The sequence below is a fragment of the Flavobacterium salmonis genome (assembly GCF_903819435.1).
Taxonomy (GTDB): Bacteria; Bacteroidota; Bacteroidia; order Flavobacteriales; family Flavobacteriaceae; genus Flavobacterium; species Flavobacterium chungangense.
On the sequence record NZ_CAIJDP010000083.1, the window covers coordinates 13,519 to 35,329 of the forward strand.

Consider the following 21,811-nt stretch of genomic DNA (forward strand, 5'->3'; position numbering starts at 1 on the left):
TATGACTCTAAAAATTACTTCTTCATATAAAAACTGTTTATCTGTTCTGTTTTTCGTTTTTTTCAACTTTCCAATTTCAGCCCAAAAACAAAATTCACTTAACGGAGTTCAGATAGCTTTTCTATCAGATGTGCACTTGCAGGATTTATTCGGAAAATTATCAGATAATGAATATCAAGGGGTTTTAAATCCTAAAACCGGTAAATATACTTTAGCCAGAACAATGGCTTCACAGCTGCATTCGACCCGAATTTTTAATGAAAACTATTTTGCTTTCATTGCAGCTTTAGAAGATATTGTAAAGCGAAATATAAAATACGTAGCACTTCCGGGTGATTATACAGATGATGGGCAGCCCATTCACGTACGTGGTTTGGAAAAAATTCTCGACCAGTACCGAAAAAAATATAATATTGAATTTTTTATCACAACCGGAAATCATGATCCTGTTGGACCTTTTGCTCAGGAATCCGGTAAAGAAGATTTTTTAGGAAAAGAGGGTAAAAGTCAACCCATTTACAGCAAAGACGGATTGTATAAGCCGAATTTAACTATCGAACAGCCTGTAGTGGTTACTGCCGATATTGCTAAAATGGGTTATTTAGGAATTACAGACAGATTAAAACATTTTGGTTTTTATCCCGATAAAAAATACAAATTCTGGTCAACACCTTTTGCGGCTTATACCAGCAAAAATTATAATTACAAAAAGGCTGAAAAAGCAGCTGAATTATCAAACAGGGTTTACAGTGTGGCAGCGGGCTACGAAGTTCCGGATGTGAGTTATGTGGTTGAACCTGTGGAAGGGCTTTGGCTGATGGCAATTGACGGAAATGTGTATATACCAAAGAAAAACGATGCTGATCCAAAGGATTCTAAAAGTTATTCTGAAGCGAGTACGGGTTATAATAACGTGCTTTCGAACAAAAAACATCTGATAAAATGGGTCGCAGCTATTTCGGCGCAAGCCAAAGAACAGGGCAAAACACTGATTGCTTTCAGTCATTTTCCGATGATTGATTTTAACGATGATGCTTCTTCAGAAATAAAGGAGCTTTTAGGACCAAACAAATGGCAATTGAACCGTGTTCCGGTTGAAGAAGTGGCGCAGGTTTTTGCTGATGCCGGACTGAAGATTCATTTTGGCGGTCACATGCACATCAACGACACCGGAATCCGGACTTCGGCAAAGGGAAATACTCTGGTCAATATTCAGACACCTTCATTGGCTGCATATATTCCGGCATATAAATTGCTGACAATCAAAAAAGACAATCTGGTCGATATTCAAACCATCACAATAGATAATGTTCAGCGTTATGATGAACTTTTCGATTTATATAAAATGGAATATCAGTTTTTGGAAAGTCAAAATACCAAAGACATTTGGAATATCGATATTCTGAAAACCAAAAGTTATCATGATTTTACCGATTTTCATTTAAAAGAATTAGTACGGCTGCGTTTTCTAAAAGATGACTGGCCTTTTGCGTTTAAAGATTTTTTCCTGAATGTTTCCGGTAAAGATTTATTGGTTCTGGCGAATATTCAGACTGATAAAGATTTTGATTTTATTCTGAAAAATAAAGAAGTCCTCAAAAAAGAATGGGCAGAAGCTCAAATCAAAACAGATAAATTCGTAACTGAAAATCAACTAAAAAAAACAGATTTCAACTGGAACGGTTACGACTTTTTAGTCGATTTTTATCGTTTCAGAAGTGCAGATGAACTGGCTTTGGCAGATGTTGGAGAGGCGAGAGCCAGACAATACAAATTGTTATCCCAATTGTATTTTGAAAATTATAAAGACCATAATGCAATTGAAAAACCTTTACAGAAGCAATTGCGTTTGTTTTTAATCATCTTCAATAAATTCATGCGCGAAATTCCGGCAGATCATTTTACAGTGAATTTGAAGAGTGGGGTTGTTAACCGTAAAGAGAGGTGATTTTTTTTACGCAGATTCGGCAGATTCGGCAGATTCGGCAGATTTTTAATTAGATAAATCAAATAAAGATCTGCCTAAAATAATTCCAAGCTTGAAATATAAAGTTGTCATTTCGAGGAACGAGAAATCACACAAGTAACTCCGCAAAGTATATCGCCAATCTTTGTCGAGCTTCTAATGTGATTTCTCGTTCCTCGAAATGACATATTTTGGGCTAAATTTGTTTTAGGTTTCAAGTCTAACAATAACCTGAAACCTGAAACAATTATTTATTCACCGGATTACTTCTAACATACGTCCCGTCATCATATTTAATTTGATAAGAAGAATCAAAGAACGTACTTGGCAAATAATAATCTGTTGTAATGATTTGTGCGCCTGATTTTTTGGCTGTTTCAAAATGTGTGTAATCATTTGCACGGGCTTCTTTGGTATCAGCATCTGCTCTGGTTCTGATAATGTATCCTTTTTTAACTAAATCTGTAATTGTTGAATCTTCAGGATTGTTTCTGAATAAAGTTGCGGCTTCCGGTTTTCCGGGTTCAGCGTTGATGAAAACCGCTCTGCCTTTTAGTGACGGATGATTTAAAGCATACAAATCTCTTTTGGCTCCGTTATTATCCAGAATAAATAAAAATTTACCTTTTGCTTTTTTAAGTGTTGGCCAGTTGTTATTTAAAACCGCTTCTTCAAGGGTTTTGTATTTTCCACGCACCATGTCCGGTGTGATTAACTTATTTCCTAAGCCTTTACGAAGTTCTTTGTCTAAAGCGTCAAATAACCCGGGCGTAAATTTCTCTGCTTTTGTGCCTAAAAAACTGTCATCATCTTTTGGTTCCAGCGTAATGAAAACAGGAACATGATCCGGATTGGCATCAGACCATTTTTTTAATTCGGCAAGGCAATTTTGAAGCGTGTAACAAGAGGTTCTAAAATCGATATCGATCATATGAAAAACTTTAAAACCCGGTTTTTTCATTTCCCCATTTGGGTCATAAGCTTCTTTAGATTTTGCAAGATCCAAACCTTTTGGATGTGCATATTTCCCGCCTTGAGAATCACCCTGAACATCAATTTCAAGATTACGCAAACCTTTGTTTAATTGGTCTGTGAGGCTAATATGAGTGTATTGCAAACCTTTTAGCGAACGTAAAGTATCTTTTGCCTGAATGAAATTGTACAAATCGGTTTCGATGGCGTGGCGGTAACTGTTGTGCGAACCAATAACCTGTAGCTGATTGATTTTTAAATCGTCGCTTTGTGCAGTAGAAGTGTAGGCTACTGCTGTGGTAATTAAAAATGTAAACAGAATTCGTTTCATAATTTAAAATAATAAGTATTAATAAAGATAAGGGAATATGATAAATAATTTAAAATTTTTAGAGGCAGTACGAAGGTTGGGTGTCAGGCTGAGCGGAGTCGAAGCCTTTTCTGAACTTAAAAGCCCTTCGACTCCGCTCAGGATGACATTGATTTACATGATTTTTATCCTTTTTTAAAGCTCACTAAATTAAAGTCTGAATTCTATTTTTGTGTTAGATAAAAAAAAAGAAATCAGCAATCGATTATCATTTTTGATTCAAAATAGTAGTATTTCTTCATCAAAAGAGGTTTTTATTTAATTAAAACTTAACCTTCAGACAAAAAGTATTGAAGGGACATTTCCTTATTTTACATCAACAAATACCACTACAAATACCAATGAAAAACCCTGAAATTTTTGAAAAAACGTATACTGATTACTGGAAAAAACTCACCTCCTTTTCGTATACAATGACTCAGGATAAAGACTTGGCGCAGAACATTGTTCAGGATGTTTTTATTGATTTATGGGAACGAAAAGATGATTTGAGCATTAATGCAATTGAACCTTATTTGTTTCGGGCAGTCAAAAATCAGATTTTCAAACATTACCAGAATAATCGTTTCGACAAGACCATTATGGAAGATCAATTTGAAGATTACATCCTTGATAACTTTTCGTCTATAGATCCCGAAGTAATGGATTTACTTTACTCTTTATTAGAGCAGCTTCCTGAAAAAAGAAAAGAAGTTTTATTGATGTATAAATTTCAGGATATGTCAATAGAACAGATTGCTGATGAACTCGGAATCTCGAAACAAACTGTAAAAAACCAAATTTCATCAGCTGTAAAACAATTGCGTGAAGGTTTAAAAGATTTGGCGTGGCTGGCTCCATTCATTATTTTTCGTTAATTTTTTAAGATAACTTTCTGTTGATGTTTTCATAATATTTCCGGATAGTACGATTTTAAAGATTCAGTACTTACAGGTAACAAGTAAGTATTATGAGAAAAAGAATCAAACATAGTTTAGCATATCTTATCGATAAAAGTTCCCGAAACAAAACTTCGGAAGCAGAAGGAAATCTGTTGGATGATTTTGCTTTTAACCACTATCAAAATTCAAAATGGAACGAAACTTCAATGGGCAATCCTGATGAAGTTTCTCAAAATATATATGAAGGAATTCAATTTCGAATCAGAAAAAGAACCTTCAGACCTTATTTTAAATATATGGCAGCTGCCAGTATTCTTTTTCTTGTTGGTTTAGGATTTTTCTATAAACCTGAAATTGTTTCAGAGAAGCAATTGACATTTAAAACATCAGATATCCCCAAATCTATCCAGTTAAGTGATGGCTCGAAAATTTATCTGGCAGCAAACTCATTATTTCAGTATCCTGAAAAATTTTCTGGCGAAGAACGAAACGTTTCACTATTAAAAGGAAATGCATTTTTTGAAATTGCCAAAGACAAAAAGCATCCTTTTATTATCACATCGGGCGAAATCAAAACAAGAGTTTTGGGGACTTCGTTTCACATACAAATGTCAAAAACGAAATGCGAAGTAATCGTTGTAACCGGAAAAGTAAATGTGAGTTCAAAAGGACAAAGTGTTGATCTGATTCCGAATGAAGCGGCTTTGTTCGAATCGCAAAACCTGACCAGACAAGTGGCAGAGAAGTCCTTTTTGGTCAATTGGTATGCTACAGATCTTACACTGGACCAGACTAAACTTCAGCAGGTTATCACTATTTTACAATATAAATACGGCGTTTCATTTCAGTTAAAAAACGAACAGGTATTAACTATGCCATTAACGGTATTCATCAAAAAAGACGCAACATTAGAGAATGTTCTGGAGCAGATAAATTACATCACCAACCTAAAATTTAAAGTTTATGGCCAAATAGTAAAAATGAATTAAAAACAAAAAAGTAGTTGCTGAGAACAACTGCGATTAATAATTAAGTATCGAAAACCAATAACTTAAATCATGTATTTTAAACGAATCAATTTAAATTTTCTAAAAGGACTTTTCTTTGTGGTCCTGACATTGCTTTCCGTTCAAAACGGTTACTGTAAAGTCAATTACAAAAAATCAAATGTAGATAATAAAATAGAAAAGGCGACGCTGGTTTCTATTTTTTCAAAATTAAGCAAGCAAACGGACTACAAATTCAGTTACGGACAGGCAATTATCGCTGATAATAAGGTCTATACGGTAAGTGATACGAATGAATCTGTAACTGTGATTTTGAATGACCTTTCTAAAAAAGCAAATTTCAATTACAACATCAACGGAAAATTAGTGCTGATTCAGAAAACTGTTGCTGTAAAAAAGAACGAAGCCGCAGATAAGATAAAGGTAAAAGGAAAAATCGTTGACGAAAACGGAGTACCAATGCCTGGTGTAAGCATTGTAGAAGCTACAACCAAAAATGCTTCGGTAAGTAATTTTGACGGAGAATTCGAAATTACGGTTGAAGAAGACCGAAATCTTGAGGTTTCGTACTTAGGCTATAAAATGAAAACCGTTGCGGTTCAAAAAAGCTTTATGACGATTCAGTTAGAACCAAATACATCAGAGTTAAGCGAAGTTTTGGTTGTGGGTTACGGAAAACAGTCTAAAAAAGATGTAACCGGAGCCGTAACACAATTAGAGGCAGCCAATTTTAAACAAGGTGTAAATGTTTCAGTAGATAACTTAATTCAGGGAAAAGTTGCGGGTGTACGTGTTGTAAATGCAAGCGGTGAGCCGGGAGCAGGAGTAAACGTAACAATTAGAGGAGTAGGATCTATCAGAAGCGGTAGTACACCTTTGTTTGTAGTAGACGGTCTGCCATTATCAAATGACGATGTGAGCCCTACAGGAACTAATGTTGGTTTTGGAGCGTCTTCTGCAAAAAATCCATTGAACTTTTTGAATACAAGCGATATTGAATCGATTACTGTTTTAAAAGATGCTTCGGCAGCCGCTATTTACGGTGCAAGAGGTTCTAACGGTGTTATTCTTGTGACGACTAAAAAAGGAGCAAAAGGCGAGGGAACAATGACTTTTGATTCGTATTTAGGAGTTGCAAAAGTGGCTAATAAACTGGACGTTTTAAGTGCAGATCAATATAGAAAAGCGATTAAAGACCCTGCTTTTGATCACGGCGGAAACACAGACTGGCAGGACGTAATTTACAGAACAGCTATTACAACAAACAACGCACTTTCTTTTGCAAAGCAAACAGAATCAGGAAATTATTATGCTTCGATAGCACATATGGATCAGGAGGGGATTATCCGTAACAGTAATTTCAAACGTCTTTCGGGAAGGATTAATGCTTCAGAATCATTTTTAGACAACAAACGTTTAAAATTAAAATTGAACCTTACAGCAAGTGAAACTAAGGATAACGGTGTTCCAACCAGTGATGACGGTGGATCTAACGGGCAATTGATTGTACATACTCTGATGGCAAACCCAACAAGATCGGTTTATGATGCTGATGGAAAGTACACCAATTTTAATATGAATGCGCACTACAATCCTGCTTATTTGTTAAGCATTTACGAGGATGAAACACGTACTTTGAGAGTTTTAGGAAACTTAGAAACTTCTTTTAGAATTATCAACGGATTAGAATATAAATTAAACGTAGGTATTGACCGTTCTACATCTGAAAGAAATACGACCATTTATCCAAACACCACCGATTTAAACCCGACAGGAAGGTATGTACAGAACAATCTGGATTCTAAAAACTCTTTAATCGAACATTATCTGACGTACAACCTAAATTTAGACAAACATAAAATCGAAGCTTTGGGAGGTTTCTCTTATCAGAAATTTGAGCGATCAGGAACCAATTTTACTATCGAAAACATTAATGAAAAAGGAGTAGGAGTAAAACCATCAATCAATCCCGGCATTAAAGGACAAAAACCGGTCATAACAGGTTATGCACAGGAAAACGAATTGCAGTCTTACTTTGGCAGGTTAAATTATACGTTTAATGATAAATACCTGTTGACCGCTTCGATGAGAGCAGATGGTTCAACTCGTTTTGGAGAAAACAATAAATACGGTTACTTTCCTTCATTTGCTTTAGGCTGGAATATTTTTAAAGAAAGTTTCCTTGAAAATGCTACTGCTGTAAACAACTTAAAACTTAGAGCAAGCTGGGGACAAACAGGAAACCAGGAAGTAGAGAACAAACTGACAAAAGCAAGCTACTCATTATCCGGAGCAGACGGATATTATTTGTATGACGATTTGAATCTGGTAAACGGAATTTCTGTAGTAAGAACAGCCAATCCTGATTTAAAATGGGAAGTTGTTACACAGTTTAACGTAGGAGCAGATTTTAATTTATGGAACGATAAATTGTACGGTACAGTTGACTATTTCAACAAAACAACAACAGACGCTATCCTAAATGTTCCTGCACCGGTATTAAGCCCCACTACAACAATCTGGACAAATATTAAAGATGGTAAAATCATCAACAAAGGTATCGAGATCATGTTGGGTTCAAAAATAATCAATACAAAGGATTTTACATGGAATGTTGATGTAAACGGCGCAACATTAAAAAATAAAATTGAAGACTTACCGGTTTCAGAAATCTTAACCGGAACAGTTTCAGGACCTGGACAATCGGGTGTAAATGCGAATATCTACAAAAACGGCTATGCTGCAGGATCATTTTACATGAGAAAGCATATTGGTTTTGACGCTAACGGAAATGATATTTTTGAAGACCAAAACGGTGACGGAAAAATTGATAACAGCGACCGCGTTATTTTTGAAGGGGCACTGCCTACTTTTTACTACGGACTTAACAGTGATATGAAATACAAAAAATTCAGTTTTTCATTCTCTATCATTGGTCAGACAGGAGGTTATTTATTGAATAATACAGGTTTGAATGCTTTAAACATCAATAACCTTGCTTCAGACAGAAACGTGGCGACACAATATTATGACTCTGGTGCAAACTCTGCAAACTCTCCGATTTTATCATCGCTTTTCCTTGAAAAATCAGATTTTATCAGATTAAATACAGCTCGTTTAGGGTATGATTTCAACCTTAAAAACGCAACCTGGATAAACGGGTTAACGCTTTATGTAACAGGTCAGAACCTGCTTACGATTACAAATTATTCAGGATATGACCCTTTAGTGAATACACCAAAATCAAATGGTGGAAACCAGTCTATCGGTATCGATTACGCTAGTTACCCAACTTCCAGAACTTTCAGTTTTGGTGCAACTTTAAAATTATAATGATCATGAAGACAAAAACGATATTCAGTTTAAAAATTATAACGCTATTTTCTTTTATTTTTCTCTTTGCCAGCTGTACAGATCTTGATGAAGTTGTACTTGATGAAGTATTGGGAGGTGAAGCCTCAGATCCTGCCGGTGCACTTGCTGCGGCTTATGACCGATTGGGAGACAGAACATTTACAGATCACGGAGGTGTTTTTTCATTACAGGAATACACAACAGACGAGGCTATTTTACCAACCCGCGGAAGTGATTGGGGAGACGGTGGAAAATGGAGAGACATGCACGAATTTACATGGACTTCTAATAACGCTATCGTTGTGGATAACTGGAATTTGCTGACCAACGGAATTACACGTTCCCTTACTGCAATTAAAGCTATTGAAGAAAGTACTATTGCAGACAAAGCAATGTTTTTGGCTGAAGCCAAGGCACTTTTAGCATTTTATACTTACCACACGCTGGATTTGTACGGACAGGCGCCATACAAAGATCCGATGGTTTTCAAAGCACCTTTGCAGGTTTTTAAAGCAGACACTCAGATCGATCAATTAATTACCGAAGTTGAAGCTTTGATTCCTGATTTGGCTGATATAGGAACAAAAAGCACACACCACGGAAGATTTACAAAACAGGCAGCTTACGCTTTTTTGAGTACCATGTATTTAAATCGTGCCGTTTTTAAAGACCGTTATAATGCAACTTCAAACTTCAATTTTAGTGAAGCAGCCGTATCAGGTTCAGGAACCGATATGGATCGTGTTATTTATTACACTTCATTGCTAATTGACTCAGGTAAATTTTCTTTAGAGAGTGATTATTTCAAAAATTTTGCAAGAGACAATGATAAGGGGAAAGAGTTAATTTTTGCTATTTCACAAAAAATAGATTACATCCGCAACGGATCAAACAGTTTCGCTTATGTATGTATGGAACGTAACCAGAGAACTTCTGCAGCAAACAGAGGAACAAATGCTGCCTGTACAACTCCTGAATTTTATGCCACCTGGGATGGAAATCATGATGACCCAAGGTTTCACCAGCATTACCAATATGCAGACGGTACCTGGTTTATGAATGATGGTACAGATGTAAGCGTTCCAGCAACAGATCTTGTGCCTAACAATGATAAAAACCTGCCTTGGTTTCACTTTAACAGAGGTATTCAGGCAGGACCTCAGTATGGACCAAAATTATTGACATCGGCATCTCTTGAAATGGTAGGGAACCGTATCAAAGTATCTCCTTTGTATATGGAAAAAAGTACTACTACGAGAATGGATTTTACACCAACATTAACGTTTACAAAACCATTAGAATCTGTTTTTGCCCAAAACGAAATCAATCAGGGAGCCCGTATTTTTAAATATGAATTTGATCCCGAAGGAGGAAACGGTAACAGTAATGTTGATATTTCGTTGTTCCGTTTAGGCGGAGTGTATGCCATGAGAGCCGAGGCTTATTTCAGAAAAGGGAGCACAGGTTTAGCAATGAGCGATTTAAACACATTGCGTACCAGCAGACACAGAGAATCATTGTTTGCAAATGCTCCCGGAAAAGCACTTACTGCCGCTTTAGACGCAGCACAATTGTATAAAGAATTAGGTTTCGAATTGTACTGGGAACTGCAAAGAAGACCACAAAGCCTTCGTTTCGGAAAATTTGATTTGCCGGGAACTGCAAAACCAGCCACAGAGCCATACAGAAGATTTTTCCCGATTCCGCAAACCGTGATCGATGCAAAAGATCTGGAACAAAACGAAGGATATAAGTAAGAAGTTGTGTTAGTTTATTTTTTTGACAAAATGCCTGTTTCGAGAGAGACAGGCTTTTGTTTTTTAATCAGGAGCTGGTTCCAGCTGTCCACTATATCTTTTGTGCCGAACCCCGGCACAAAAGGATGCCGCTTCCATCTGGGCTAGGGCTTTTAGGTTTCATAGAACCAATATTATAAAAGAGTATTTTAGAAATTTAGCAGATAAGTTTTTAATTATAAATAAATTATATTTGAAAAAATAATACGAAATATGAAAATTTTAAAAATAGTTATTGGTGTATTTTTATTATTCGGTGCAGGTTCTGAATATGTAAGTGCAAGTCATGAACTTTTAACTTTTACTTCTCCAGGAATTTTAATTGGCTGTTTTTTAGTTATATTTTTTTGCACTTGGATAATTGGTAGTGGAATATCAAAAGATAAATTAAAAATTCGTTCATTTCAATTTATCAAGTATTTTGCAATTTGTTTTGGTGCATTTTTAATTTTAGCTTTTGTGAATTTGGCGACTTACAAAGAAAATCCTGAAATCATCACAATAAATAGAATTAATATTGATATTGCAGAAATGATGAGTGGTTCGAAAAGAATGATTCCTGATGAAAATCAAAGAAGATTGTATTGCATTTGTATAGTAACAAAACTTGCAAATGATAAAAACATATCAGAAAAACATATTGATGAATTAAAATCTGGTAAAATTGATGAAATTCTAATTTCATTAAAATCAGAAAATAAATTGAGTACATTAAATTTGGAAGAGTGTTTTGATTCTAATACGAAAATGAATTGGACAAGTAAAATAGAAGAAACTGTAAAAAAGGATATTTTAAGTAATCTTAAAAATAGTAGATATGCAAAAACAAATGATTTAAACAAATTTTGTGATTGTCAGATAACTGAATATAAAAAACTTACAGCAAAAGAATTATCAAGCGAAGAATTTGCAAATTCTCAAAAAAAACAAAATATTGAAAAAGAGTGTGATTTAAAAAGTAGAATAAAATAAAAAAGAATTATTACCGACAGCTACAACGGATTTGGGCAATTGGCTTAATGGAAAGATAGTTTTGTATTTGATATGATTATGCAAATCTAAAGGTAGTAACAGAGTGTTAGCCGTTTTTTCCCTAAACGACACCAAAAATGAAAAAATCAACCAAAATTTTCTTTTTAATTCTTCTAATTTTAATAATTGGAATTTTCATTCATCCTCAGAAAGTAATCTATGAGGCAAATGTTGAAGGAAAAGTAATTGACGAAAATAATAAACCCGTTATTAATGCAATAGTTTACAGAATTGAAAAAGAGTATTATATTGATAAAGAAATTGGCTCAAATGAATCAAGAGATTTAAGAACTGAAATTGCCAAAACGGACAAAAATGGGAACTTCAAATTTTATGAAAAATCAAGAATAGATTGGTTTCATACTCCATTAGATTTACCATTCGCTTACTGTTATGCGGAATTCGAAATTGAGAAAAGTGGATTTGAATTTTACAAAACAAAGTTTGGTGAGTTTGAACAATACAGAATTGAAAATTGTTACGCTTGTGAAAAAGTATTATTTAAGCCAATCATTATTTTGAAAAGTCTAAAAAAAATAGAAACACAAAACTGAAAAATAAAAACACCGGCAAAGACAAGCTACAAGCAATTTGGGTATTTGGCTTAATTTAAGGTTGGTCTTGTATTAGATAAATTTGTGTCTATCCTAAGATTTGGCTTCCTTAATCCCAAACTGCTTGTAGCTCGAGAACGTTAGCTGTTATTGTATAAGAACTTTGAAATAAACGCACAATCATTCTTATGATAAAAAAAATAATTACTCTTATTGTATTCTTAAATTCTCTCTTAAGTTTTTCCCAAATTGCAAATGATAGTTTAATAAATTCTATAAAAAAAGCAGAAAAAATTGTATTAGCTAGTCACGAGGATTTTTATTTTATAAGGGAAGAAGAAGGAAATGGAAAAACTACATTGACAACTTTACTTAAAATTGAGAACCCAAGTAAAAGAATTAGGAAAAAAATTAAAAGGAGATTTAAAAAACTAGAAGAAAAAAGAGCTATAGTAAAGCCTCTACTTAAAAATGGAAAACCTAATAAGAGTATAATAAGAGAGAAAATTGAACTTGACTCAAAATTAAAGCAAGAGCTAATTGAAGTTATTTCGAAACAAAAAAATGACATTTTATATGACGGTAATTATTGTTTTGAGCCACATCATACCATATTCATTTATAGGAAAAAGAAGTGGTCATATATTGACTTATGCTTTGGGTGTGATCATTATAGTTATAGTGAAGACTTAAATATTAATAAAAAATATTTTTTAGTTACCTATGAAGATTGGCGAAATTTGGAAGCATTTTTCAGAAACCAAAACTTAAATTATAGAATGCAAAACAGAAAATAACAACAGCTACCGCCGTTTTGTAATATGGCGCGATTAGGCTTTATAGAAAGTTTAATCTACCTTGAATCCTCAATGTAGCTAAGCGGCAAGACGTTCCAGCAATAGATAAACAATTTCCTGCTAAAAATGAAAACATTTAAAACCTTCTTAGAAACTATTTTACCAATTACAATTGGGACATTAATTTTCATGTCATACTTTTTTATCACTGAAAAGTTAGCAATTGATTCAGAATTAGAAGCTTGTGAAAGATATGAAGTTAGTAATATCGTATATTTAATATTTACCTTTGGCATCATATTAATTTCAAGTTTCTATCAAATAATTGTGGGTGATTGGATTTTGAAGAGAAACAAAAACAAGTTTAAGCTAAATATAGTTAACAGCATTATTTTTGGTGTATTTTTTACGGTAATATTTATTGCAATGGGAGTGTTTAATGAAGAGGAAGTTGAAGTGAAATTTTGTCCTGTGTTTTTTTTAGTGATGGTAATTTTGGGATTATTATTTTTAGTTTTGAAAAGTATTTTCGGAAAACTCTTTAATAAAGTTTGAAAAAATAATCTACTGCATATTACAACTACCACAACGAATTTGGATAATTGGCTTAATGGAAAGATGGTTTTGTTTTAATTTGTAATTCTAAGAATGAGATTAATTTAGTCTTACCCCCCCCTGTATTAACAAAATGTTGGCTACTATTAATCAGAATTTTATGAAAAACATCCTTCTATCTTTAATTATAATTTTAGTATTCTCCTGTGAAACTAAGAGAAAACAAGAATCTCAAAACGTTAGTCAAGCTAATCCAAAAAAGATTATTGGTAAGAAGTTTTTCGAGTACGATGAAATAGACCACTATTTCAACAATTACGATGAAGACAAATTAAGTGAATTATATGATAATCAATCTAAAACCGAGATTGACTCATTCAAAATGGGAGTTATATTGGATAGAATTCCTAAAGATAGCTTAGACTTAAAGTTTGTTGATAAACTTAATGAAATTGGATACGTAAAAACAAAAATACCAAAATCAAAGTTTAAAGGGATTGACAGTATTTTTATTGAAAAGTCGGTTGAAAATCCAACCGCTACAGGCTGTATTTATGTATATCGCGATATTTTAATTTTTAAAAAAAACGATGTTGTTGTTGGAACCGCAAAAATATGTTTTGGATGTGGAGCTAGTCAAATCACTGGTACAAGTGCTATTACTGATAATTTTGGACAAAAAGGTGACTACAGTATATTGGAAAGCTTGTTGAAAAGAAAATAAACCGCCGCTAACATCATTTTGTGCAAGCGGGTTTTGGTAATAATGTAACGATCTTTTTGTATATCTGCTACTTGTTTTAAAGCGACTTTGCCTAATTTAAAAAATCATGTTTGCAATTCCTAAAACTGTCAAAAGTCTCCTGACTTTTAACGGGATGCTTTGGATGTGCCCGCTGTAGTCGCAGAACATTATGCGTCAGTTTTGCATGACTAAAAATAGAAAATAAAAAAAAACTAAATAAATTAAAATGAGAATATTAGTTGGTCTAATTATTATGAATTGCTTCTTCGGATGTGAAGAAAAAAAAGCGAAAAAAGCAAAGATTTAGTTTCCTTTAATTCTAAATTTATAGCCGAAATAGATGAAGAAAATTATAATAAGTATGAAGCTGTACTAAACTCAAAATTTGAACCGAAATACATTGGCAAAACTATTGAAATTACAAAAATAATTAATGCAAATGCTTGTGGGGAATATGACGGAAATATAGATATTAGAAAGGATAGTCTAATCTTAATTTACAAATTAGTATCAGATGAAGTATGCACATCAAGAGCTGTTGTTGAAGTGAAATATAAGATTAAAAACGAAAAAAGGTTAAAATATAAAGTTGGTTTACATTATGAATAGCCACGCTACGAAAAGTCTTTTTTCAGACACGCTGTAAGACATTCTACGCAATAAATTGAAACTAAATAAAATGAAAAAAATATTTAAAATTACAGGAATTTATCTTTTACTTATTATTCTGGATTTTGGTTGTACACCACCTGAGCACGTAATAATTAATGATATAGAATTTAGAAGTGTTACAATAAAAGAAAGGAAAGAAAATCACCAATATAATTCTTATGTCGACACATCAGTTTTTAAAAATGAAATTGTCTTTGCCGTAACAGAAAAAATTGTAACTGTTGCAAGTCTTAATTTAGGTTTAGCTGAAAAATGCTATGCGACATCATTGCCAGAAACAATCTATAATAATTCAATTTTAGAAAATACTTTTTCACTGAAGTTTAATAAAGATTTTACATTCAGAAATCAAGTAATAAGCGCAAATCAAAATTTATTTGAGATCAAAGAAATTAAAGATCAAATATCGATTTTTAATAATACTAATTCAATATTTAATACTACTGATATTAATTCAGTTAATAATAAAATTATAGAGTTTAATTCAGATTTTATAAATGAAGGAGTCTTTATTAACGAAGTATATGAAGTAGAATTTGAATGTAAAACATCTGACAACAGAGTTTTTAATAAAAAGATAGAAGTTAAATTTAGAGATTAACCCGCTACTCCCCGCTACGCAAAGTCTCCTTTATACTTTGCGTAATTTTAAAATCGTGTTACAATCCGTAAAAGTGTCAAAAGTCTCCTGACTTTAACGGGAATACTTCGGTAAACTGACTGCGATATTTCATTACATCTAAAGTAAGCATTTAGAGAATTTAATAGCGTTATTGTTTTAACATTTCTTTTGGCAGAATAGATATTAAATGCTCCGCCAGAAACGTATCGGTTTTCCTAAACTCTTTCTTCCGTAAGATATTTTTATTAAATTTACCACTAATGGGTCTAGCCGTAGAACGTTAGTAGTAAGCCATGCCGAAATTGTGGAAAAAGAACTATTTAAAACAAACGATAAATTTTAAAACAAAACAATTTATGACAATTATTAAGGCAATCTTGAAATGGTTTTTTGGAATTTTATTATTAATTTTTGGAATTGTTGGTTTATCTCAAGAGCCATCTATGTCAATTGTTCCAATATTATTAGGGTTATTTTTAATACCAAAAACCTATAAAAGTTTTACAGACAAAACTAAATTAAATCTTTCAAGTGGAGTAAAATGGATTGTGGTAATTGTTGGAATCATGCTAATTGGTTACACAGCTTCAATTAGTGAAACATCGAAAGAATCTAATTATGATTTAATCGTTGAAAATGCTTCAAAAAAAATTGACGAAGGAAAAATTAACGAAGCGCTAAAATTAATTAACGATGTAAAATCTAAATATAGAAAGAAAGAAAATAAAGCAACTGAATTAGAAAAAGAAATCGAAAAATCTAAAGATGTGAATTTTGCAAAAGAGATTTTGGCAAAAATGACAAATGAAGAACTTACGCAATTAGAAAATGAAAAACTTTCTAAATCTTATCTAACTCAAAAAACGCTGAACAAAACTTTCATCAGTTTAGTTAAAACTTATTTACCGGAAAGAGCAAAAATTATCAAAGAAATTCAGGAAAAAGAGGAAAAAGAGAAAGAGATTGCAGAAGCAAAAGCTGAAGAAGAATTCAATAAAAACCGAAAAGAGAATATTGATAAACTATTTAGTCCTTATAACGGTAAAAATACAGCTTTAGAAAGATATATTAAATACAATATGAATGACCCGGATAGTTATAAACATATAGTCACAACACATTCGGACAAAGGCGACCATATTTTAGTTATTACTAAATTTCGTGCAAAAAACATTTATGGTGGAACAGTAATTAACATAGTTTCTGCAAAATTAGATTTGAAAGGAAATGTAATTGAAATATTAAGTGAGAATTAAAGACTCACCGCTGCGCAAAGTCTTCTTCTGATTTTGCATAAATTTAAAGGCATATTACAATCGTAAAAGTATCAAAGGTATCCTGACTTTTAAATGGAACGCCCGCTGTATCCTTTGTGCTAAAGCCCGTCCTAAAAGGATATAGCTTCAATATGGGCTAGGGCTTTAGATTTCATAAAGACAACAGTGCGAAAGAGTGTTTTTAGAATTTTAGTAGATAAACTTTAATTATAAATAAATTATATTTGAGAAATAATACAAAATAAATCTTTCGTATATACACCTAAATTTGGGTAAATTAGCGAGTGTTATTTTTACTGGTAAATTTCCCTAAAAAGCCTTAAAATCATTAATTCTAAACAATTATAAAATAAAAAATGAAAGTATTGAAAATTATTTTAAACATGATAAGATGGATTATTGGAGTAACTCTTATATTTGCTTCATTTGGTGGAATAATTGGGGGAGACTATATAAATGCACTTATTATAATGATAATTGGGGTATTATGTTTACCAATAGTTACAAACAAATTGTTTAATAAAAACCCTGAAAGTTCAGATGAGTTTTTAGCTTTTTTGCAAAGTTTTGGCACCTCAAACAAAATAATTAATTCTTTAAATTTTGACGATAAAGAAAATTTAATAGCTAAAGTTAATCAGGAAATTGCCAAAAGTTCAAAACCAATCAACGACAAAAAGAAATATAATATTGGTAAAGAAATTTATAAAAGAGCACTCCAAAACACATTGTTAGATTTACATATTTCTGAAAAAGAAATAAGCCATTTAGAAGATATTGTTTCAAATTTTAATTTAAACTTAATCGATGTTTCAAACATTAGAAAACTATTTTGCGATAAAGCTGTTGAAAGTTTAATCAAAAAATCTTATGACGACAAAATATTAACTGACGAAGAAAAAAGTGAAATCTTTATACTTGCTGAATATTTGAATATGCCAAAAGAAAAAGTGGAAAGTATAAGACTGAATGTTGCAGCTTCCTTATTAAAAACGGCATTAAACGAAAAGTTATCAGACAAAAGACTTTCACCAACAGAAGAAACGGAATTAAACGAAATACTTAAGAATTTAAAAATTGAAAAAGACCAAATTTCAACTATTTTCCCAAAAAAAAGTTTAGATGAATTAGCATATGCAAAACTTTTATGGAATTTAAACAATGGAATTTTTACCATAATCCCAAATCCGCCAATAACTCTAAGGAACTCAGAAGAATGTTACTTCGCTCTGGAAGCAAAATTATTAGAACGTAAAACTGTTAACAAAGGTTACTCACACAGAACTCGTAGCATTTCTGTTCCAGTCTTTAAAGACATGGAATATAATGTTAGTTACGGACGTTCTGTTCCAATCGAAGAGGAAATTACAATTACGCATAGAGGAACTATATACTTAACCAATTTTAGAATTGTATTTTTGTCGGGAAGTAAAAACTTTGAAATACTATTTTCAGAATTACTAAAGTTTAATGTTTTTAGTGACGGAATCGAATTCATACTTAATAATGAAAATTTCTTAATGAAAATCAACGAAAAGGAATTAGAATTATTTGTTATGGGGATGTCAAGTGCTATAAGAAACTTTTTTGATGAAAACGAACTCAAAAATTCTGCGATGAAAGAAATTGAAAATAACGAAACCTTTATTGGATTATAAAAAACGGCAAGTACTGCTACAGGAAAATGGTAGAATTAGTTTGACTTTTAGACAAATGCGATAAATAGTTTTGATAATAAAAAATAATTTATGAAAAAATATATTTTAGCATTTTGCATAATATCAATTTTGATTTCCTGTGGACACACACTTGACTCAAAAGTGAAAAGTGCAGTAGACATTTTGAGTAAAGAGACCTCAATAAATACAAGTTGGCCACAAGGGAACGACGATTTTAAAAACTTACTAAAAGTTGCAACAATAGAGGACTTGCTTTATTTAACCGAAAATGAAAATGTGAATATAAGATATTATTCTTTTATTGGATTGAAGGAAAAAAATTATCCAAAAATAAAAGAGATGTATTATAAGTTTCAAAAAGATTATGAAGCTGTATACACAAATAACGGCGCTTGCCTAAAAGGAATATCCTCACTTAACGATTTAATATTTTTTGAACTTAATCCGCAACATTACAAGTCTAAATATGGATTTACCCAAAAGGAATTTGATAAAATAGGTAAAAAAAGATACGATAAAGTAGTTGGGGATTAATTAGGAAACAATATCCGGCTCAGTAAAGTCTTCTTCAGACTTTGTAATTTTAAAATCATATTACAATCCATAAAAGTGTCAAAAATTCTCCTGACTTTTAATAGAAATGCCTTCGTAAACTGACCACGATATTTCATTAAATCTAAATTTAGCATTTGTATATTTACATAAATTAAAAAAAATAGATTTTAATGAACATCAAAACATTAATACTAATTATAATTAATAGCTTAATTGCGTTGGTAATTGCTTTATTGTCTTTTTCTTCATATAAGCAGTTTTCAAACGTTTTAAACGATCGTATTTTACTGCAGTTAAATTCTATTAAAACACTCAAGCAAAACCAGATTGAACATGTATTAAAATCAGAATGGGAGCGATTTGATGCATCCGAATTGTACAGCCAGAACATTGATACTACAGTATTAAAACTTCCGGATAGTATTAAAAACAGCAATGGAATTCACGATTTTACAGCGTACCATGTGGCTAAAAAAACGACAATAGGTTTTATCTCAAATTCGAAAAGGGGGACTATTGTTAAAGTTTTAGACTACAACAAAATAAAACAAATACTCCTTGAACGAACCGGAATGGGGGACAGTGGAGAGTCCTATCTTGTGGGTGCCGATTTCCGAATGCGTTCTCAATCTCGTTTTTACCCTAATAAAACCCCTTACACCATATTGGTTAAAACAAAAGGGGTGACCAATGCTTTTAAAGGGATGAATGGGAGAGGGGTTTTTGAGGATTACAGGGGCATTGATGTATATAGCGTGTACAGCCCAATAGTAGTTGGAAAATTAAAGATGGTTATTCTGTCTGAAATAGATGTTGATGAGGTTACGCTCCCCTTAAAAGAATTGAAACAAAGACTTTTAGGTATAACTCTCGGTATTTTTTTACTGGGTGTCATGCTTTCTCTTTTTCTGACAAGATTTATTACTAACCCAATTAAAAACATGCAAAAAAGTCTCCGGATTATGGCACAAGGAGATTATAACCAAACCAATGAATTTATAAAAAATTCTAAGGAAATAAAGGAAATGTTTGATGCTCTGGCAAATTTAAAAGCTTCTTTGCAGGGGGCTGTAAAATTCTCCGATGATATTGGAAAAATGAATTTACATACTAATTTTCAACCTAAAAGTTCTAATGATTTGCTGGGAAAAAGCCTTTTGGCAATGAGAGATAAGCTTATAGAGTTTAGAAATAAGGAAGAAAATACCAGAATACTATCCAAACGGATGTTGGTAAACGGTATGGAAGATGAAAGGCGCAGGCTTTCGCGAGAGCTTCATGATGGAGTAGGGCCTTATTTAACTTCTTTGAAGCACTACATTGAAAACAGGGTCAAAAATGAATTGAAGAAAGCAGAAATGAAGAAAATAGTGGATGATACCATTTCTGAAATCAGATTGATGTCAAATGCCTTAATGCCGGCTTCAATTGATGATTTTGGAATTGGGGTTACCTTAACCAACTTTATTGAAAGCCTGAAAAAATCGACAACCGTAAGGATTGAATACGAAGATTTAACCCAGCAGGAAAGTTCTAATATTACCAGCCATCAGGCGATTAATCTTTTTAGAATAAGCCAGGAGCTAATTAATAACTCATTAAAACATGCTAATGCAAAAAATATCCGGATTACACTTTCAGAATTTGATGAATTTATTTCTCTTTTTTATTTTGATGATGGAATTGGGTTTGATATTACCACTGTTAAATTAGGGTTAGGAATTATTAACATCAAAGAACGTGTAGAAATTTGCAATGGTACCATTACAATCAATGCAGCTTCCGGCAATACAACTTTTGAAATCGAATTACCTGTAGAATTATGAACGAAATCAAATTAATAATAGCAGATGATCATGAACTTTTTCGAAAAGGACTTGCTGAGCTCCTAAGAAAGCATGACGATATAAAAATAGTTAAAAGCGTAGCTGATGGCGTTGAGTTTATGGAGCTTATAAACAGCCAGTTTGAGGCTGATATTGTATTGCTGGATATTACAATGCCCAATATGGATGGTTTTCAGGTTTTAAAAGAATTAAAAAACACCGCTTCGACTATAAAACCTATTGTGATTTCTATGCACAATGATGGTAATTACATCGCAAAATGCGCTAAAACGGGAGCTTATGGATACCTGTTAAAAAATACGGATGAAGCCGAATTAATCCTTGCAATAAGAACCGTTAGTAATGAGAAAAAATATTTCAGTGCTGAAATTTCTGAAAAAATGATCAACTTTATGTCAACACAAAGCATCAGTGAAAATGTTTTGTCGAATAAGGAAACCGAAGTTTTAGGATTAATTGCTAAGGGGTTAACAACTAAAGAAATTGCGGCTAAATTATTTGTGAGTTCACGCACAATAGAAACCCATCGGGCCAATATTTTAAAAAAGTTGGAAGTAAAAAATACCGCCGAACTCATTAAAAAAGCTGCAAAAATGAATTTAGTATAACGAAAATTAAGAATACCAGTATCCGTATAAATACGGATGCAAATAGGGTAGATTCACATAATCCTAAAAGGCTGTTACTGATTGTAAATTTGAAGAAACAATAAAAAGTAACAGTCATGAAAAATATAGTATTTATTTTAGGAGTTTTATTAGTTTCTTTTAGTGGATTTGCACAAGAAGAACCTACGGTTTTGAAAAAGAGTGATTTAAAAGGTCCGGCTTATAAAAATTATAAATTTTGGAAGCACGAAACAGTGCCGACTAAAATATATTCAGAAAACAATAAACAATCACTTCAGGGACCAGCATTTAAAAATGCGCAACCGGTAAACACTCCAAAAGAAGATCTGGTTGAAGTGAAAATAGGCGGTTCAGAAAAACAAAAGTTAACCGGACCAGCATACAAAAACCATGGTCCGTGGAGTAAAAAAGGATAATGTCTCAGGAACTGAATCAGCTGGAATATCGGTTTCCAGTGTCTAAAATTTGATTCAACCTAGATTAGAAACTAATAGGCTGTTC

At 32.6% G+C, this 21,811-nt stretch carries 18 protein-coding genes; 17 read left to right on the forward strand and 1 reads right to left on the reverse strand.

The genetic code is table 11. From position 1 onward, the window contains the following. Position 1 precedes the first annotated feature (1 nt). Positions 2 to 1,948, forward strand: coding sequence for a metallophosphoesterase family protein (locus tag FLACHUCJ7_RS19300; protein ID WP_180910094.1), 1,947 nt, complete (start codon positions 2 to 4; stop codon positions 1,946 to 1,948). Positions 1,949 to 2,213: 265 nt separating this feature from the next. On the opposite strand, the gene FLACHUCJ7_RS19305 is transcribed toward FLACHUCJ7_RS19300, so the two are convergent. After that, positions 2,214 to 3,269: a phosphatidylinositol-specific phospholipase C1-like protein gene (locus FLACHUCJ7_RS19305; protein WP_180910095.1), complete on the reverse strand. Its 1,056-nt coding sequence runs from the start codon at positions 3,267 to 3,269 to the stop codon at positions 2,214 to 2,216. A gap of 380 nt (positions 3,270 to 3,649) precedes the next feature. Here FLACHUCJ7_RS19305 and FLACHUCJ7_RS19310 point away from each other — a divergent pair, with 380 nt between their 5' ends. From FLACHUCJ7_RS19310 to FLACHUCJ7_RS19385, 16 genes are all read left to right on the forward strand, one after another. After that, the gene (locus tag FLACHUCJ7_RS19310) at positions 3,650 to 4,165 is read left to right on the forward strand and encodes an RNA polymerase sigma-70 factor (RefSeq protein WP_180910096.1); all 516 of its coding nucleotides are present in this window, start codon (positions 3,650 to 3,652) and stop codon (positions 4,163 to 4,165) included. Between the two features lie 92 nt (positions 4,166 to 4,257). Beyond that, on the forward strand, positions 4,258 to 5,178 hold the full coding sequence (locus FLACHUCJ7_RS19315) for a FecR family protein (protein ID WP_180910097.1): 921 nt from the start codon (positions 4,258 to 4,260) through the stop codon (positions 5,176 to 5,178). A gap of 69 nt (positions 5,179 to 5,247) precedes the next feature. After that, on the forward strand, positions 5,248 to 8,529 hold the full coding sequence (locus tag FLACHUCJ7_RS19320; RefSeq protein ID WP_180910098.1) for a SusC/RagA family TonB-linked outer membrane protein: 3,282 nt from the start codon (positions 5,248 to 5,250) through the stop codon (positions 8,527 to 8,529). Positions 8,530 to 8,534: 5 nt separating this feature from the next. Continuing rightward, a complete protein-coding gene (locus FLACHUCJ7_RS19325) occupies positions 8,535 to 10,307 on the forward strand; it encodes a RagB/SusD family nutrient uptake outer membrane protein (RefSeq protein ID WP_180910099.1) in 1,773 nt (590 codons plus the stop codon). Positions 10,308 to 10,559: 252 nt separating this feature from the next. Beyond that, positions 10,560 to 11,318 carry a hypothetical protein gene (locus tag FLACHUCJ7_RS19330; protein WP_180910100.1) on the forward strand — a complete coding sequence of 253 codons (759 nt, stop codon included), beginning with the start codon at positions 10,560 to 10,562 and terminating at the stop codon, positions 11,316 to 11,318. A gap of 137 nt (positions 11,319 to 11,455) precedes the next feature. Beyond that, positions 11,456 to 11,932 carry a hypothetical protein gene (locus tag FLACHUCJ7_RS19335; RefSeq protein ID WP_180910101.1) on the forward strand — a complete coding sequence of 159 codons (477 nt, stop codon included), beginning with the start codon at positions 11,456 to 11,458 and terminating at the stop codon, positions 11,930 to 11,932. Positions 11,933 to 12,120: 188 nt separating this feature from the next. After that, positions 12,121 to 12,729, forward strand: a complete 609-nt coding sequence (locus tag FLACHUCJ7_RS19340; protein WP_180910102.1) for a hypothetical protein — start codon at positions 12,121 to 12,123, stop codon at positions 12,727 to 12,729. A 126-nt stretch (positions 12,730 to 12,855) separates the two neighbouring features. After that, complete coding sequence (locus FLACHUCJ7_RS19345) at positions 12,856 to 13,284, forward strand: hypothetical protein (protein ID WP_180910103.1); 429 nt, start codon at positions 12,856 to 12,858, stop codon at positions 13,282 to 13,284. Positions 13,285 to 13,444: 160 nt separating this feature from the next. After that, on the forward strand, positions 13,445 to 14,008 hold the full coding sequence (locus FLACHUCJ7_RS19350) for a hypothetical protein (RefSeq protein ID WP_180910104.1): 564 nt from the start codon (positions 13,445 to 13,447) through the stop codon (positions 14,006 to 14,008). Positions 14,009 to 14,708: 700 nt separating this feature from the next. After that, positions 14,709 to 15,302, forward strand: coding sequence for a hypothetical protein (locus tag FLACHUCJ7_RS19355; protein WP_031457540.1), 594 nt, complete (start codon positions 14,709 to 14,711; stop codon positions 15,300 to 15,302). 377 nt (positions 15,303 to 15,679) lie between these two features. Continuing rightward, a complete protein-coding gene (locus FLACHUCJ7_RS19360; protein WP_180910105.1) occupies positions 15,680 to 16,579 on the forward strand; it encodes a hypothetical protein in 900 nt (299 codons plus the stop codon). A gap of 386 nt (positions 16,580 to 16,965) precedes the next feature. Continuing rightward, positions 16,966 to 18,258, forward strand: coding sequence for a PH domain-containing protein (locus FLACHUCJ7_RS19365; RefSeq protein ID WP_180910106.1), 1,293 nt, complete (start codon positions 16,966 to 16,968; stop codon positions 18,256 to 18,258). Positions 18,259 to 18,348: 90 nt separating this feature from the next. Beyond that, positions 18,349 to 18,813 (forward strand): hypothetical protein, encoded by a 465-nt coding sequence (locus tag FLACHUCJ7_RS19370; RefSeq protein WP_180910107.1) that lies wholly within the window; start codon positions 18,349 to 18,351, stop codon positions 18,811 to 18,813. A 191-nt stretch (positions 18,814 to 19,004) separates the two neighbouring features. Then, positions 19,005 to 20,660 (forward strand): sensor histidine kinase, encoded by a 1,656-nt coding sequence (locus FLACHUCJ7_RS19375; protein ID WP_078226469.1) that lies wholly within the window; start codon positions 19,005 to 19,007, stop codon positions 20,658 to 20,660. Continuing rightward, positions 20,657 to 21,289, forward strand: coding sequence for a response regulator (locus FLACHUCJ7_RS19380; RefSeq protein WP_078226470.1), 633 nt, complete (start codon positions 20,657 to 20,659; stop codon positions 21,287 to 21,289). The genes FLACHUCJ7_RS19375 and FLACHUCJ7_RS19380 overlap by 4 nt, the downstream gene beginning before the upstream one ends. A gap of 116 nt (positions 21,290 to 21,405) precedes the next feature. Next, positions 21,406 to 21,726, forward strand: a complete 321-nt coding sequence (locus FLACHUCJ7_RS19385; protein WP_078226471.1) for a thioredoxin domain-containing protein — start codon at positions 21,406 to 21,408, stop codon at positions 21,724 to 21,726. Positions 21,727 to 21,811: the final 85 nt, after the last annotated feature.

Bases quoted from the DNA above. Each gene is read 5' to 3' on its own strand.
- FLACHUCJ7_RS19300 (WP_180910094.1), top strand. From the start codon at position 2: ATGACTCTAAAAATTACTTCTTCATATAAAAACTGTTTATCTGTTCTG.
- FLACHUCJ7_RS19305 (WP_180910095.1), bottom strand. From the start codon at position 3,269: ATGAAACGAATTCTGTTTACATTTTTAATTACCACAGCAGTAGCCTAC.
- FLACHUCJ7_RS19310 (WP_180910096.1), top strand. From the start codon at position 3,650: ATGAAAAACCCTGAAATTTTTGAAAAAACGTATACTGATTACTGGAAA.
- FLACHUCJ7_RS19315 (WP_180910097.1), top strand. From the start codon at position 4,258: ATGAGAAAAAGAATCAAACATAGTTTAGCATATCTTATCGATAAAAGT.
- FLACHUCJ7_RS19320 (WP_180910098.1), top strand. From the start codon at position 5,248: ATGTATTTTAAACGAATCAATTTAAATTTTCTAAAAGGACTTTTCTTT.
- FLACHUCJ7_RS19325 (WP_180910099.1), top strand. From the start codon at position 8,535: ATGAAGACAAAAACGATATTCAGTTTAAAAATTATAACGCTATTTTCT.
- FLACHUCJ7_RS19330 (WP_180910100.1), top strand. From the start codon at position 10,560: ATGAAAATTTTAAAAATAGTTATTGGTGTATTTTTATTATTCGGTGCA.
- FLACHUCJ7_RS19335 (WP_180910101.1), top strand. From the start codon at position 11,456: ATGAAAAAATCAACCAAAATTTTCTTTTTAATTCTTCTAATTTTAATA.
- FLACHUCJ7_RS19340 (WP_180910102.1), top strand. From the start codon at position 12,121: ATGATAAAAAAAATAATTACTCTTATTGTATTCTTAAATTCTCTCTTA.
- FLACHUCJ7_RS19345 (WP_180910103.1), top strand. From the start codon at position 12,856: ATGAAAACATTTAAAACCTTCTTAGAAACTATTTTACCAATTACAATT.
- FLACHUCJ7_RS19350 (WP_180910104.1), top strand. From the start codon at position 13,445: ATGAAAAACATCCTTCTATCTTTAATTATAATTTTAGTATTCTCCTGT.
- FLACHUCJ7_RS19355 (WP_031457540.1), top strand. From the start codon at position 14,709: ATGAAAAAAATATTTAAAATTACAGGAATTTATCTTTTACTTATTATT.
- FLACHUCJ7_RS19360 (WP_180910105.1), top strand. From the start codon at position 15,680: ATGACAATTATTAAGGCAATCTTGAAATGGTTTTTTGGAATTTTATTA.
- FLACHUCJ7_RS19370 (WP_180910107.1), top strand. From the start codon at position 18,349: ATGAAAAAATATATTTTAGCATTTTGCATAATATCAATTTTGATTTCC.
- FLACHUCJ7_RS19375 (WP_078226469.1), top strand. From the start codon at position 19,005: ATGAACATCAAAACATTAATACTAATTATAATTAATAGCTTAATTGCG.
- FLACHUCJ7_RS19380 (WP_078226470.1), top strand. From the start codon at position 20,657: ATGAACGAAATCAAATTAATAATAGCAGATGATCATGAACTTTTTCGA.
- FLACHUCJ7_RS19385 (WP_078226471.1), top strand. From the start codon at position 21,406: ATGAAAAATATAGTATTTATTTTAGGAGTTTTATTAGTTTCTTTTAGT.